At 37.8% G+C, this 14,832-nt stretch carries 14 protein-coding genes; 9 read left to right on the forward strand and 5 right to left on the reverse strand.

The window, feature by feature from the left end; all coding sequences use genetic code 11:
* Window positions 1-53 precede the first annotated feature (53 nt).
* Together KHA96_RS00785 and argH are read left to right on the forward strand one after the other, a co-directional pair.
* Window positions 54-1,259 carry an argininosuccinate synthase gene (locus KHA96_RS00785; RefSeq protein ID WP_213127399.1) on the forward strand — a complete coding sequence of 402 codons (1,206 nt, stop codon included), beginning with the start codon at window positions 54-56 and terminating at the stop codon, window positions 1,257-1,259.
* A complete protein-coding gene (argH, locus tag KHA96_RS00790) occupies window positions 1,256-2,629 on the forward strand; it encodes an argininosuccinate lyase (protein ID WP_213127400.1) in 1,374 nt (457 codons plus the stop codon). The genes KHA96_RS00785 and argH overlap by 4 nt, the downstream gene beginning before the upstream one ends.
* 93 nt (window positions 2,630-2,722) lie before the next feature.
* Here argH and KHA96_RS00795 read toward each other — a convergent pair whose 3' ends face one another.
* Window positions 2,723-3,178, reverse strand: coding sequence for a universal stress protein (locus tag KHA96_RS00795; protein ID WP_213127401.1), 456 nt, complete (start codon window positions 3,176-3,178; stop codon window positions 2,723-2,725).
* 105 nt (window positions 3,179-3,283) lie between these two features.
* On the opposite strand from KHA96_RS00795, the gene KHA96_RS00800 reads away from it, so the two are divergent.
* Both KHA96_RS00800 and ald read left to right on the forward strand, forming a co-directional pair.
* Window positions 3,284-3,433, forward strand: coding sequence for a hypothetical protein (locus tag KHA96_RS00800; protein ID WP_213127402.1), 150 nt, complete (start codon window positions 3,284-3,286; stop codon window positions 3,431-3,433).
* Between the two features lie 386 nt (window positions 3,434-3,819).
* The gene (ald, locus tag KHA96_RS00805; protein ID WP_213127403.1) at window positions 3,820-4,935 is read left to right on the forward strand and encodes an alanine dehydrogenase; all 1,116 of its coding nucleotides are present in this window, start codon (window positions 3,820-3,822) and stop codon (window positions 4,933-4,935) included.
* Between the two features lie 45 nt (window positions 4,936-4,980).
* Here the strand turns inward: ald and KHA96_RS00810 are convergent, their stop codons facing one another.
* Window positions 4,981-6,072 (reverse strand): M24 family metallopeptidase, encoded by a 1,092-nt coding sequence (locus KHA96_RS00810; RefSeq protein ID WP_213127404.1) that lies wholly within the window; start codon window positions 6,070-6,072, stop codon window positions 4,981-4,983.
* Between the two features lie 237 nt (window positions 6,073-6,309).
* Between KHA96_RS00810 and KHA96_RS00815 the strand changes: the two genes are divergently transcribed.
* From KHA96_RS00815 to KHA96_RS00825, 3 genes are all read left to right on the forward strand, one after another.
* Window positions 6,310-6,993 carry a metal-dependent hydrolase gene (locus KHA96_RS00815; RefSeq protein WP_213127405.1) on the forward strand — a complete coding sequence of 228 codons (684 nt, stop codon included), beginning with the start codon at window positions 6,310-6,312 and terminating at the stop codon, window positions 6,991-6,993.
* A gap of 70 nt (window positions 6,994-7,063) precedes the next feature.
* Window positions 7,064-7,306 carry a hypothetical protein gene (locus KHA96_RS00820; protein WP_213127406.1) on the forward strand — a complete coding sequence of 81 codons (243 nt, stop codon included), beginning with the start codon at window positions 7,064-7,066 and terminating at the stop codon, window positions 7,304-7,306.
* A gap of 76 nt (window positions 7,307-7,382) precedes the next feature.
* The gene (locus KHA96_RS00825) at window positions 7,383-8,693 is read left to right on the forward strand and encodes a CBS domain-containing protein (protein ID WP_213127407.1); all 1,311 of its coding nucleotides are present in this window, start codon (window positions 7,383-7,385) and stop codon (window positions 8,691-8,693) included.
* Between the two features lie 220 nt (window positions 8,694-8,913).
* Here the strand turns inward: KHA96_RS00825 and KHA96_RS00830 are convergent, their stop codons facing one another.
* Window positions 8,914-9,216: a YtpI family protein gene (locus KHA96_RS00830; protein WP_213127408.1), complete on the reverse strand. Its 303-nt coding sequence runs from the start codon at window positions 9,214-9,216 to the stop codon at window positions 8,914-8,916.
* A 127-nt stretch (window positions 9,217-9,343) separates the two neighbouring features.
* Between KHA96_RS00830 and KHA96_RS00835 the strand changes: the two genes are divergently transcribed.
* On the forward strand, window positions 9,344-10,279 hold the full coding sequence (locus KHA96_RS00835; RefSeq protein WP_213127409.1) for a DHH family phosphoesterase: 936 nt from the start codon (window positions 9,344-9,346) through the stop codon (window positions 10,277-10,279).
* A 15-nt stretch (window positions 10,280-10,294) separates the two neighbouring features.
* On the opposite strand, the gene ytrI is transcribed toward KHA96_RS00835, so the two are convergent.
* On the reverse strand, window positions 10,295-10,801 hold the full coding sequence (gene ytrI, locus KHA96_RS00840) for a sporulation membrane protein YtrI (RefSeq protein WP_213127410.1): 507 nt from the start codon (window positions 10,799-10,801) through the stop codon (window positions 10,295-10,297).
* Window positions 10,798-11,130, reverse strand: a complete 333-nt coding sequence (gene ytrH, locus KHA96_RS00845) for a sporulation membrane protein YtrH (protein ID WP_213127411.1) — start codon at window positions 11,128-11,130, stop codon at window positions 10,798-10,800. Before ytrH ends, ytrI begins: the two co-directional genes overlap by 4 nt.
* A 179-nt stretch (window positions 11,131-11,309) precedes the next feature.
* Here ytrH and dnaE point away from each other — a divergent pair, with 179 nt between their 5' ends.
* Window positions 11,310-14,657: a DNA polymerase III subunit alpha gene (dnaE, locus tag KHA96_RS00850; protein WP_213127412.1), complete on the forward strand. Its 3,348-nt coding sequence runs from the start codon at window positions 11,310-11,312 to the stop codon at window positions 14,655-14,657.
* Window positions 14,658-14,832 lie beyond the last annotated feature (175 nt).

Here is a 14,832-nt window from a genome sequence, read left to right on the forward strand (position 1 = left end):
TAAAAATAACATTTTATGTATAAGTATACAATCAACAACCAGGAGGAGTTTACATGGATAAGAAAGTCGTTTTAGCCTATTCAGGAGGTTTGGACACATCTGTTGCGATAAAATGGTTTATTGATCAAGGCTATGAGGTTGTAGCTTGCTGCCTAGATGTAGGTGAAGGAAAAGACCTTGCATTTATACAATCAAAAGCATTAGATATGGGAGCTTCAAAAAGTTATGTCATTGATGCAAAAGAAGAATTCGCTAATGATTATGCATTAATCGCACTACAAGCTCACACAATGTATGAGGATAAATATCCACTTGTTTCAGCTTTATCAAGACCACTTATTTCAAAAAAATTAGTTGAAGTTGCTGAACAAGAAAATGCAGATGCGGTGGCACATGGATGTACTGGAAAAGGGAATGACCAAGTACGGTTTGAAGTATCGATTAAAGCATTAAATCCAGATCTTGAGGTGTTGGCACCTGTACGTGAATGGAGCTGGTCCCGTGAAGAAGAGATCGCTTATGCAAAGGAAAAAGGAATTCCAATTCCAATTGATTTAGATAGCCCATTTTCAGTTGACCAAAATTTATGGGGTAGAGCGAATGAATGTGGAATTTTAGAGGATCCTTGGGCTGCTCCACCTGAAAATGCCTATGAACTTACTGCTGCATTGGAAGATACACCTAATACACCTGATGTGATTGAAATTGATTTTATTAAAGGAGTACCTGTTTCCATTGACGGAATAAATTATCCTTTAAGTGATCTTATTTTAAAATTAAACGCACTTGCAGGAAAGCATGGAGTAGGAAGAATCGATCATGTTGAAAACAGATTGGTTGGGATAAAATCTCGTGAAGTATATGAATGTCCGGGAGCAATGACTCTTTTAAAAGCACATAAAGAGTTGGAAGATTTAACTTTAGTTAAGGAATTAGCTCATTTTAAGCCAGTGATATCAAAAAAATTGACTGAATTAATATATGATGGGCTTTGGTTCTCACCTTTAAAGCCTGCTTTAACTGCATTTTTAGAAGAAACTCAACAGTATGTTAATGGAAAGGTTAGAGTTAAGCTCTTTAAAGGCCATGCTATTGTTGAAGGCAGAAAATCACCAAATTCTTTATATGATGAAAAACTTGCTACGTATACAGCGGAAGACGAATTCGATCAGTCTGCATCTGTTGGGTTTATTAAATTATGGGGTCTTCCAACAGAAGTACACAGCATGATACACAAAAAGGATGGGGTTAAAGCATGAAAAAAGCATGGGGAGGGCGCTTTTCGAAATCATCCGAACAATGGATTGAAGAGTTCGGCGCCTCCATCTCCTTTGACCAGGAGCTAGTATTGGAAGATATTGAAGGCAGCATTGCTCATGTGAAGATGCTTGGGAAATCAAATATTATCCCACTTGAAGAAAGTGAACAAATAGTCGCTGGCTTGCTAACCTTAAAACAAAAAGCTGAAGCCGGCGAATTAGAGTACTCCGTTTCAGAAGAAGATATTCATTTAAATCTTGAAAAAATGCTAACGAATGAAATTGGTCCAGTTGGAGGAAAGCTTCATACTGGAAGAAGTAGAAATGACCAAGTTGCAACGGATATGCATTTGTATTTAAAAAAACAAGTACATATTATTATGGACCATATTAAGGAATTGCAATCGGCTTTAATTGAACAAGCAGATAAAAACATCGAAACAGTGTTTCCGGGCTATACTCATTTGCAGCGTGCGCAGCCTGTTTCATTTGCCCATCATATGCTTGCTTATTTTTGGATGCTTAAACGCGACTATGACCGCTTCGAGGGTAGTTTGAAAAGAATCGATATATCTCCACTTGGAGCAAGCGCTCTTGCAGGAACAACTTTTCCGATTGATCGTTTTTATACTGCAGAACAATTAGGCTTTTCAAGTGTGTATGAAAATAGTATGGATGCCGTAAGTGATCGCGACTTTGTTGTGGAGTTTCTAAGCAATTCAGCTTTGACGATCACACACCTTTCTAGACTTGCAGAAGAAATTATTCTTTGGACGAGCAAGGAATTCGGCTTTATCGAGCTGGATGATGCTTATGCGACTGGGAGCAGTATCATGCCTCAAAAGAAAAATCCAGATATGGCAGAGTTGATTAGAGGGAAAAGTGGACGAGTTATTGGGAACCTTGTTGGTATGCTGACGGTGCTCAAAGGCTTGCCGCTTACTTATAATAAAGACATGCAAGAAGATAAAGAAGGCATGTTTGATACTGTCCATACAATGATTGGCTCGTTAAAAATATTCACTGGCATGATCCAAACGATGACAGTGAAAAATGAAGATATGGAAGCCGCAGTAAACCAAGACTTTTCCAATGCGACTGAACTAGCAGACTATTTAGCTGCAAAAGGAATTCCATTTCGCGAAGCACATGAAATCGTCGGAAAACTCGTTTTAACATGTATTCAGCAAAATTGTTATTTATTGGACCTGCCATTAGATCAGCTACAAGATGCTTGTTCAGAAATCGACGAAGATGTGTTTGTCATTCTTTCACCAAGAGAAGCTGTTAAACGCAGAAACTCATACGGCGGAACAGGCTTCGATCAGGTTAAGGTCCAATTGGAAAAAGCGAAACAGTCTATAGTGTAAAATGATGGTCGATATGCCGCAAGGTATGGCCACTGAATTATAGAACGTGACTAAAAAAGAGCATTCCCTAAACACAGGGAGATGCTCTTTTTTTTATTCAAGCTCGTCTTCCTCAGTCCTTACAATTAAAACATCGCAAGAAGCTGAACGCATAATATGTTCTGATACACTTCCGATTAATAATCGCTCAACTGCATTAAGCCCAGTTGCACCGCAAATAATTAAATCGGCATTTATTTTTTTAGCTGCTTGTTTCGGAATGACCGTTTTTGGCGATCCATATTCTACAAGAGTTTCAAAATTGGTAAACTGTGCTGCTGCTGCTTCTTTTTTGTATTCATCCAGCAATTCTGTAGCATACGTTTCGGCCCTTTCTGCCATCGTCCCGTTATAGGCATCAATGGTAGCAAAGGATCTTGTGTCAATTACGTGAATAAGAGTAAGCTTGGCATTATTGCGTTTTGCAATTTGCACGGCTTTTTTGAAGGCACATTCTGCTGATTTGGAACCGTCGACAGCGACTAAAATGTTGTGATATCCTAGTGTCATTTTTACCAGCCTCCTATTACCTTTCCTTTATATTAGCATAATTAGGAAGGGATTTCTGTTTTGAAGTATCGAATAATATATAAAAAAGGAATAGGAGTTGTTTTGATGAAGAAGAAGGATGTTCAATACGAATTTCAATATAATGAAGAAAATAACGATGAAACCATCAATCAAATAAAGGATGTATATGTTAGTGGGGCGATTGAACAAAGCAAAATCAATAATGATAAAGCGCAAAATACAATAGAAGGATAATGATTGAGGCTTTTTGTTCGCAAAAAGCCTCTCCAATTTTTCTTTTAAAGAAAGATATAAGTCATAATTTTGACTAAGAATTTTCCTTATCCAGCGTCTATCGACTAGCGAACCTCTTTCTCTCTCTGATGAGTCATAATCGATTCGTCCTGTCTAGCTGTCAGTCTCCACAAGTCAAATACCGGCTTACAGTAAAAGTCAAAATCGGTCTTTTTTTGCTTAGACTGACCTATCCCGTATGTTTTCTTTATCTTTATCGACATGAATTTGTACAACGGTAAGCAGACGCATAAGCTTTTTTTATATATTAAGAAAAAAATGCTGTCATGATTCTGCCGTAATGTTATGATGGAAAGTATAGAATCATCGAACAGGAGGACAGAGTGATGAGAATTGGAATTCCAAAAGAGATTATTAATAACGAAAATCGAGTTGCGATGACCCCTGCGGGAGTTGTGACATTAACGACAGCTGGGCACAATGTATTTATTGAAACTGGTGCTGGTCTCGGTTCGGGATTCACGGACGAAGATTACATACAGTCAGGAGCCCAAATTGTTCATAAAGCTGAAGAAGCTTGGGCACAAGAAATGGTTATGAAGGTGAAGGAACCATTAGAAGAAGAATATCGATTTTTACGAGAAGACTTGATACTCTTCACATACTTACACTTAGCAAATGAGCAAAAACTAGTGGATGTTTTAATCGAAAATAAAGTAACAGGAATTGCGTATGAAACAGTACAGCTGCCAAATAGAACCTTGCCGCTGCTGACGCCGATGAGTGAGGTAGCAGGTCGAATGGCTGTACATATAGGTGCTCAATTTCTTCAGAAAAAAAATGGTGGTCAAGGAATTCTTCTTTCGGGAGTACCGGGCGTGCCAAGAGGGAAAGTGACAATAATCGGAGGCGGTGTAGCAGGTACAAATGCCGCAAAAATTGCTATTGGTATCGGCGCAGATGTAACAATCATTGATTTAGTACCAGATCGCCTACGTCAGCTGGATGATTTATTTGGCCATGATGTTACAACTTTAATATCAAATCCTTTTAACATTGCTCAAGCCGTTAAGGATTCTGATTTAGTAATTGGGGCAGTATTGATTCCTGGTGCAAAAGCACCTAAGCTCGTTTCGGCTGATATGGTAAAAACAATGAAACCAGGATCAGTCGTCATCGATATCGCCATCGATCAAGGCGGAATTTTCGAAACAAGCGATCGTATCACGACTCACGACGACCCAACATATGAAAAATACGGTGTTGTTCACTATGCAGTCGCTAATATGCCTGGAGCAGTTCCAAGGACTTCCACAATTGCGCTTACAAATGTGACAGTTCCATATGCACTTCAAATTGCTAATAAAGGTTATAAACAAGCATGTCTTGAAAACGAGTCGTTGCTTAAAGGTGTAAATACTTTCAAAGGCCATGTAACGTATAAAGCGGTGGCAGAAGCATTCCAGTATACTTATCAAGATGTTAAGGAACTATTGCAATGAAAAAAAGGAGTATTAAATCAAGGCGATTTAATACTCCTTTTATACTTATAATACAAGTGATTTCGGAAACTTAGTCAAAACTTCGACGCCCTCATCTGTTACTAACACATCATCTTCAATCCTTACCCCAGCTACTTCCGGTACATAAATTCCTGGTTCAATCGTAAAAACCATCCCTGATTTAAGCTCCAGTTCATTCGTCGCTGTCATAGATGGATACTCGTGAACACTAATTCCAAGTCCATGCCCTAGTCGATGAGGGAAGTAATCTCCATATCCAGCCTGATGAATGATTTCGCGTGCAATAAAATCAAGATCTTTTGCAAGCATTCCGGGACGTGTAGCTTCGACAGCTGCTTCTTCAGCTTCTAGGACTGTTTTATATATCTTTTCTTGCTCATTATTTATATCCCCGTAGGCAACCGTTCGCGTGATATCAGAGCAATATCCTTCATAAATGACCCCAAGATCGAACAAAACGAAATCTCCTTTTTGTATTTTTGTATCTCCCGGTGTTCCATGAGGAGAAGCTGCGTTTGCTCCTGTAAGTACCATCGTTTCAAACGACATACCGGAAACCCCTTTTTTCTTCACTTCGTATTCAATGGCTGCAATGATATCAAGTTCGGACTTACCTTCCATAATTTCATGCACTCCTACTTGAACAGCAAAATCAGCCAGTTCACACGCTTTTCGAAGTAAGGCAATCTCTTTTTGATCCTTTATCATTCTTAGTTCATTAAGTATGGCTTCCGCACCTTTAAAAGTGGCACCTGGAAAGTGAGATAATAGTTCTTCATATCTCTCAACATTTAAATGCTCCTTTTCCACTGCCCATTTTTGAATTTTATTGTTTCGAGCTTTAACTCGTTCTTCAACAAAATCCCACGGTCTCTCCGTATCACTGTATCCGACGATTTCATAATTCCAGCCTGACTGTTGAGCGTCATTGACTTCCATTTTTGGACAAATTAAAAAGGGTTCTTGTTCTGGGAATACAACAAGACCTAGCAAGCGTTCATGGGGATTACTTTGAAAGCCTGACAAATAAAAAATATTATCGGGCAGTGTAATGAATGCAGCGTCAATTTGTTGTTCCTTAAGCCATTTTGTGAGTTTCGTTAGCCTTTCATTCAAAAGAATTCACTCCTTAACATTATTCAATATCCAGCTCCAGCGCTTATATAGCAAACTCTTGTCCGTTTTTATACGATAATTCAAAGACTCCAAAGTTTGTACATTAATGTTCAAAGCGCATACGCTTTTCTTGTTAAAAGAGTATCAGTTTTTTTAGATTAAGAAAAGCAATAGAAGGGAAATGACTAAAATGACTCGAAGAGTATAAGGAAGAATTTATGAAGGAGTGTTTTTACTATGAAAGTTTCTTATCATGGTCATTCAGTTGTAAAAATTCAAACAGAAGGTAAAACCATTTTGTTCGATCCTTTTATAACGGGAAATGCATTAACTGATTTAGATGCGAAAACAGAAAAAGCAGATGTCATCATTTTAACTCATGGACATGGGGATCATGTAGGCGATACTGAAGCAATTGCAAAACGAGGCGATTCTCTTGTCATTGCTCCAAATGAGCTGGCAGTTTATTTGGGCTGGAAAGGATTAAATACTCATGGAATGAATATTGGGGGGGCTTATGAATTTAATTTTGGAACGGTAAAGTATACACAAGCTTTCCATAGTTCTGCAGTAGTAACCGAGGATCAACAAATTATTTATATGGGGATGCCTGCGGGAGTTCTCTTTACTGCTGAAGGGAAAACAATCTACCATGCAGGGGACACAGCCTTGTTTTCAGATATGAAATTGATTGGGGAAAGGCATTCAATAGATCTCGCATTTTTGCCTATTGGTGATAATTTTACGATGGGTCCTGAAGATGCTGCTGTAGCGGCTAAGCTTATAAATGCTAAACTAGCAGTGCCGGTCCATTACAATACATTCCCGCCTATTAGGCAAAATCCCCATAACTTTATTGGGCTATTAGAAGACTCTATAAAAGGAAAAGTCTTTGAAGTGGGAGAAACATTGGAACTATAAATCACAAAGTTGGTTTTTTACTATTGCCTCCTTGCATACAATAACAAAAAGTATACAAGGAGGCTCTTCCATGAAAAATCGATATTTGCTTTGTTTACTGCTTTGCGGGGTATTATTGTATTTTGCAGTGCCGCGTTTATCTGTCAGTGGAATAGGATTAGAAGGAGCTTTTGCCATTTCGTGGTTCGTGTTTGCTTTTATCGTTATAGCAGGAAATTTATCGGCTCTCCTATTTTTACCAAAAAAACAGGCTTCACTTGGAGAAAAACAAGTTTCACTATTTGAAATTAAGCGTTTGCGCGGACGATCATAGCCTGTAAAATTGCTGATGGTGCCTTTTCTCGCTATAATAAAGATACATTGATTGGTAGTAGAAAAGGGTGAAAAGCTTGTCGACGAAGCATGAACAAATTATTCGCCATATTGATAGTCTTCCAATAGGCGAAAAAATTTCGGTAAGGCAAATTGCTAAAGTGCTGAAGGTTAGTGAAGGAACAGCATATAGAGCAATAAAAGATGCTGAAAACAAAGGATATGTTAGTACGATCGAACGTGTTGGGACAATTCGCATAGAGCGGAAGAAAAAAGAAAATATTGAGAAGCTGACATTTGCGGAAATTGTCAATATTATCGATGGTCAAGTGCTCGGCGGAAAAGCAGGTCTTCATAAGACACTTACAAAGTTTGTCATTGGTGCCATGAAAATAGACGCGATGATGAGATATACAGGCGCCGGAAATTTATTGATTGTTGGGAATCGAACGGAAGTACATGAGCATGCATTAAGAGCTGGTGCAGCAGTTTTAATAACGGGTGGCTTTGATACGAGTGATTCTGTTAAAAGACTTGCCGATGAGTTGGAGCTCCCTATTCTATCTACAAGCTATGATACGTTCACAGTAGCTACTATGATTAATAGAGCCATATACGACCAACTAATTAAAAAAGAAATAATTTTAGTCGAAGATATTTTAACGACGCCAGATAAGGCAGCATCCATGACGGTTAAGGATTCTGTAGGTGATTGGTATAATAAGAAGAAAGAAACGAACCATAGCCGCTTTCCAGTTATTGATGCTAATCAGAAAGTGCTCGGGATCGTGACAGGAAAAGATGTTATTGGACAAGATGAATCATTGTCCATCGATCGAGTAATGACAAAAAATCCATTAACCGTAGGAATGAAAACAAGTGTTGCCTCAGTTGCCCATATGATGATATGGGAAGGAATTGAAGTACTGCCTGTCGTCAATGAACAACAGAGGTTTGAAGGAATCATCAGCAGGCAAGATGTATTAAAAGCCTTGCAAATGATTCAGCGTCAGCCTCATGTAGGGGAGACAATTGACGATACAGTTTCAAAGCAACTTTCATCCTGGGAAAACACAGGGGATACTTCATTTTTGTTCGAGGTCGCGCCGCAAATGACAAATCAGCTTGGAACAATTTCATATGGTGTGTTTACGACCATTGTAGTTGAGGCGGCGAACCGTATTTTTAGGCAACAGAAAAAAGGAGAATTAGCAGTAGAAAACATGACTATCTATTTTCTCAAACCAGCCCAAATGGAAAGTGTTCTTGTCGTTCAGCCTAAAATCCTTGAAGCTGGCAGGAAATTTGGAAAAGTGGATGTAGAAGTACTTAATGGTACAGAGTTAATAGGCAAAGCACTTTTGATGTGTAAGTTAATAGATAAATAAAACGAAAAGCGGAAGCGCCTTGCTCATCGACGTACAAACTTCAGGTCCTAAGACTTGCGATAAAGGAAACACGACGAGGAACGAGTTAGTGAAATTGGCACTTCAAATTTCACCTGATGTTGACTACGCAAGCGAAAAGGGCAAGAAGTTAGCTAGTCGATAGGCGCTGGAGCTAGACATAAAAAGGCTATTTCCAAAATGAAATAGCCTTTCCACCATTTTATTTCGACATCTCTTCCGCTTCTCTAATAGCATAGGGAACATGATGGCGGTATGCCTTAAATCCAACCCATGCGCTAAACCCACCAAGCAAAATAAAAACTGCAGCGATCACATACGTTGTGGTTGTATCATAAAGAAAAAGCTGATTTATACCAAATAATGCAACGAAAAGTCCAAGTGCTACACTGGATTTTCCATTTAGCATTTTTTTCTCCATCGGCCTTTTACTGCGTACATATTTTATTTTGTAAAATACATAAAAAGAAAACGATAATATGATAAAGAAAACTAAAAAAGGCATTGAAAGAATGGCCTCCATTTCGTCTAAGCGTTATTATTCTTTTATTGTAACGATAAAAAGGCTAAAATTCTACTTAAGAGAAATGAACATTGAATGACAAAATGTCCAAATAGAAAAGGGGCACATTATGAAACAGAAAATATTAGAGGCTATTAAACAATATGAGACGATCATTATACACCGTCATGTAAGGCCAGATCCTGATGCATATGGTTCACAAGGTGGGCTTGCAGAAATATTAAAAGCTTCATTCCCTGAAAAAAAGATCTATGTTACAGGTAAAAGGGATACTACGCTAGATTATTTATTTGTCCCAGATACGATTACTGACCAACATTATAATGGTGCACTAGTTATTGTTTGCGATACTGCAAATCAAGAACGAATCTGCGACGAGCGCTATACACTCGGAGATATGTTAATTAAAATCGACCATCATCCAAATGAAGATCGATACGGGGATATGCTATGGGTTGATACTAATGCATCCTCTACGAGCGAGATGATATATGAATTTTATCTTTTTGGGAAAAGTGAAGGATTAAAAATGACGGATGAAGCAGCAAGACTCATTTTTTCTGGAATCGTTGGGGATACTGGACGATTTATATATTCGAGCACTACGAAAAAGACGTTTGACTATGCAGGGGATCTTATCGGCTTTCAGTTTGATCGGACTAAATTATTCAACGATATGTATGAGCTAGAGCCAAAGTTAATCAAACTGCAAGGTTATGTATATGAAAATTTTAAAATGAATGAAGATGGGGCTGCAACAATTGAATTAACAAAAGATACGCTTCTTTCATTTGATGTGTCAGCTTCGGAAGCTTCCATACTCGTAAGCTCACTAGGCAGCATAAAAGGAATTAAGGCATGGTGCTTTTTCATAGAGGAAGAAAAAGAAATCCGGGTGAGGCTGAGGTCGAAGGGACCAATTATCAATAAGATAGCGATGCAATACAATGGCGGTGGGCACCCGCTTGCTGCTGGAGCTTCCGTAGCTTCTTGGGATGAAGTGGAAAAGGTAAAGTTTGCGATTGAAGAAATTTGTAAAAAGTAAAAAGGGGCCGGAATATTATCCGGCCAATCTTAGTTCAACTGTAATATGAATGGTCGTATAAAAGTACATTTCCTTTACGATTAATTTAAATCGTTTACCATTAATAGGCGTTACTTTATTTTCAATTGATTTTTTTATGATATCTTTATTTTTATATACTGTGCTTAAATCTTTTGCCAGCAAGGATTTTAAATCTTCTTTTACGGCTTCTTCAACGTCGAATACACTTTGTCTATCTTGAATGTTATACTTTTCATAACTAACTAACCTAACATGTATTTCTTGAATCGTAAGCATATCTTCGTTTTTCTTATTAAGTTCCTGGTAGTCCTCCTGCCAAATCGTTATTTGGTTTTGCAATCTTTTTATTTGATTAGACCGTTCTTCCAGTAAAATACCATTCCTTTCCTGCATGACGCCAAACATATATAAAAAGATCATCCAACTAATACAACCGCCAACAGCAGCCCCGCCCAAAAAACGCTGCCATGCGGGCTTTCTGTAGAGTGGTGGAATTCTCATGATATATGTTCCTGTGTAAGCCAGCTAATAATAAGTGCTGCAGATTTGGCACCACCCATTGCAGATAAAATCCACAAAAATTGTTTGAAAATATCTTTTGTACCGCCTTCTAAAAAACCCTTTTCAAAGCTATACACTGTATCAAATGTTCCGCCGATAGCTGCAACAATGGCCCATATTCTTATTCTGCTGCCAATTCTAGATATTTCCGTCAATAGTGGTTCACCTGTAATAAAAGCTGCGAGACCCCCTATTAAAGAACCTCCTAGCATGACACCAAAGGCTATAAAAAAGCTATTGAAAAATGTAGGAAAGAAAGCCTCATTCATGACACCATCTCCAATTTAATAAAATTCCATTATTATTGAATATATGGGACAAAGCATAATAGTATGAAAAAGAGAAATCGAACATATTTTCTTTTTTTGCTTGCTAGTCCATAATAGAAGAAGGTTGAACATACATTAAATATTTTTGATGAAGATAGAAATAGGGAAAGGTGAGGATAATGATTTTTTCCCATTTGCACATATCAACTGCATACAGTTTGTTATCGAGTACGATCTCCATATCATCTCTTGTTGACAAGGCGAAAGAATTGCAATTTCCCGCACTTGCCATTACAGATCATAATGCATTATATGGTGTACTGCCATTTTATAAAGCTTGTATACGAGCTAAGATTAAGCCGATTATAGGTATGACCGTGGATGTACAATCTGTGAATAAAGATGAAGTCTATCCTTTAGTTTTGTTAGCTAAAAACAATAAAGGCTATCAAAACTTGTTGAAAATATCTAGTTATATAAAAACTTCACAAGATGAGCATATTTCATTGGATAAGCTGCAATCTTTAACAACCGGGTTAATAGGGTTAATCTCGGGGCGTAATGGAGAAATTGGTGAACTCATCTCCAGCGGTAATATGAACAAGGCGGCTGAATACATAAATAATTTTGCAGATTTATTTGAAGACGAGTCCTTTTATTTATCCGTACAAAATTTTGGAACAGCAACTGATAAATCTTTGAATAAAGCCATTCAATCAATAGCCCATAAAATGAATGTGCAGATTGCAGCAACGAATAATGTTCGTTTTTTAGAAAAAAATGATTCATTTGCTTATACATGTTTGAAAGCCATCCGTGATGGTGAAAAGTTGGAAAATTTTCAGGAGCAACTAGGAGAAGAAAGCGAATATTACTTTAAGAGTCAGCAGGAAATGGCGGAGTTATTTTCTGATATGCCAGATGCATTAGAAAATACACTAAAAATCGTAGAACGCTGCAATGTCATGATTGAAACAAATCAAGAGCTTTTGCCGAAATATCCACTTAAAGATGAAGAAAAAGCGGAAGTGCTATTGAAAGAATTAAGTTTAGATGGGTTGGAAAAGCGAGTTGTTCATCCAGACCAACGCTATTTTGATCGAATAAAATACGAATTGAACATCATAAGAAGAATGGGTTTTAATGATTATTTTTTAATTGTTTGGGATTTTATGAAATTCGCAAGGGAACATTCCATTTTAACCGGACCCGGACGTGGTTCCGCTGCAGGATCATTAGTCGCCTTTGTACTAGGCATTACAGATGTTGATCCAATTGAACACGGGTTGTTATTTGAAAGGTTTTTAAATCCTGAACGTATTAGCATGCCGGATATAGATATTGATTTTCCCGACCATAGACGTGATGAAGTGATTGAATATGTAATGAATAAATATGGGAAAATTCATGTAGCCCAAATCATAACATTTGGAACTTTTGCAGCAAGAGCCGCCATGCGAGATACAGCGCGAGTTTTTGGTATGAACACGAAAGAAATGGATCAGCTGGCTAGGCTTATCCCTTCAAGATTAGGAGGAGCGGGTCTTAAACAGGCGTATAAAGAGTCAGACGGTTTAAAGGCTTTCGTAAGCGAATCAGAATTAAATAAAAAACTTTTCGAAACGGCATTAAAAGTAGAAGGCCTTCCTCGTCATACTTCTACACACGCAGCAGGAATTGTTATCTCTGAGAAGCCTCTTACAGATATTATTGCAATTCAAGGCAACGAAACTGGCACATACTTAACCCAGTTTCCAATGGAGGATTTAGAAGAAATAGGTCTTTTAAAAATGGACTTTCTAGGCCTTCGTAATTTGTCTTTGCTTGAAAGAGTCGTAAACAGTATTGAAAAACGTACAGGTAAAAAAATAAATCCGAAAGAAATTCCGTCTCATGATGAGAAAACATTTGCGATGCTGAGAAAAGGCGACACTACTGGCATCTTTCAGTTGGAATCAGAAGGAATGAGAAAGGTCCTTCGTGAATTGGGTCCAACCGAATTCGAGGATATTGTCGCAGTTAATGCCTTATACAGACCTGGACCAATGGAAAATATTCCCGAATACATTGCCCGCAAACATGGCAAAAAACAAGTTCAATTTCTTCATTCCGACTTAAAGCCTATATTAGAGTTAACATATGGTGTCATCGTATATCAGGAGCAAATTATGCAAATTGCATCTGTCATGGCAGGTTTTACACTTGGTGAAGCTGATCTACTACGCAGAGCGGTAAGTAAGAAAAAGAAAGAGGTCTTGGACCTTGAACGAAAACACTTTGTAGAGGGTGCATTAAAAAAAGGTCATGATGAAAAAATAGCAAATGCGACATACGATTTAATTGTTCGCTTTGCCAATTACGGATTTAATAGAAGTCATGCCGTTGCTTATAGTATGATTTCATGGCAGCTTAGCTATTTAAAAGCCAATTTTCCTAATGATTTTATGTCAGCGCTACTCACATCCGTCATTGGAAATGAGGATAAAATTGCCGAATATATTTCAGAAGTGAAGCATATGGGGATTAAAGTATTGCCTCCATCTGTAAATAGAAGTCATTATCCATTTATCGCTGAGAAATTGGGAATAAGGTTTAGTCTTGCAGCCATTAGAGGGATTGGTGTTTCAACATTAAGAGAAATAATCAAAGCTCGGAGCGTTAAGCCATTTAAAGATCTTTTTGATTTTTGCCTGAGAGTTCCGCAAAGGGCTGTTAATAGAAAAATATTGGAGGCGCTCGTTCACGCTGGGGGATTTGACGAATTTGGATACGACAGAGCAGTGCTATTAGCCACCTTAGATGTAGCAATGGAACATGCTGAATTGATGAGGCCAACAGAAGATGGACCAGATCTTTTTGAGAACACCGAGATATTTCGTATTCAGCCAAAATATATTGAAGCGGCGCCGATCGGTTCAACGGATAAACTTTTATTGGAAAAGCAAGCTCTCGGTCTATATATTTCAGATCATCCAGTTACGATGTACTCAGAACGTTTCCAGTCCGCAAAAACAGTCCCTCTCATCGAACTAAAACCAAATCAAAGGAAAGTATCTGTAGGGGTTTATATAACGAGTGTCAGAACGATCAGAACAAAAAAAGGGGATTTAATGGCATTTATTAAGATTAGTGATCAGTCAGGCGATATGGAAGGAGTGGTTTTCCCCGAAACATATAAACGCTTCAGCTTAATATGCAAAGAAGGAGAAATTGTTCTCATTTCAGGGAATGTTGAGAGTAGGGATGGGGGGCTTCAATTAATTGTTCAACATTTGCAGTTGGCAAATGAATTGAAAAACCCCGCAATCTTGTATCTTAAAGTTAGAGCCGAAATGCATACGAGGGAAACGCTTCATTCTTTACATGAAATTATTGGAAATTATAAAGGGGAAACTGCCATAGTCCTTCATTATGAAACAACAAGGAAAACGATCAAATTGTCAGTAGAAGACTGGATAGAACCTTCGAATGAAGCGTTAAGTGAAATAAGAACACTGCTCGGAAGTGACTGCGTCATCTTAAAATAAGATGATTTGGTTCATTTCTAAAAAGCTCAAAAGTTCAGTTTTACATGTTTATAAATGCTCTTATAAAATGGTTGGCAGTTTTCTTAGTTAATATTTTCATCATTAAAGTTAATATCGATTTGCTGAGATGTTTGCAAGATGAGCCGAAAAATATTTTTTCAAATGGACAAAAATA

Origin of the sequence: Bacillus sp. FJAT-49711 (genome assembly GCF_018343715.1) — a bacterium.
In the GTDB taxonomy this organism is placed as follows: domain Bacteria; phylum Bacillota; class Bacilli; order Bacillales; family Bacillaceae_C; genus Lederbergia.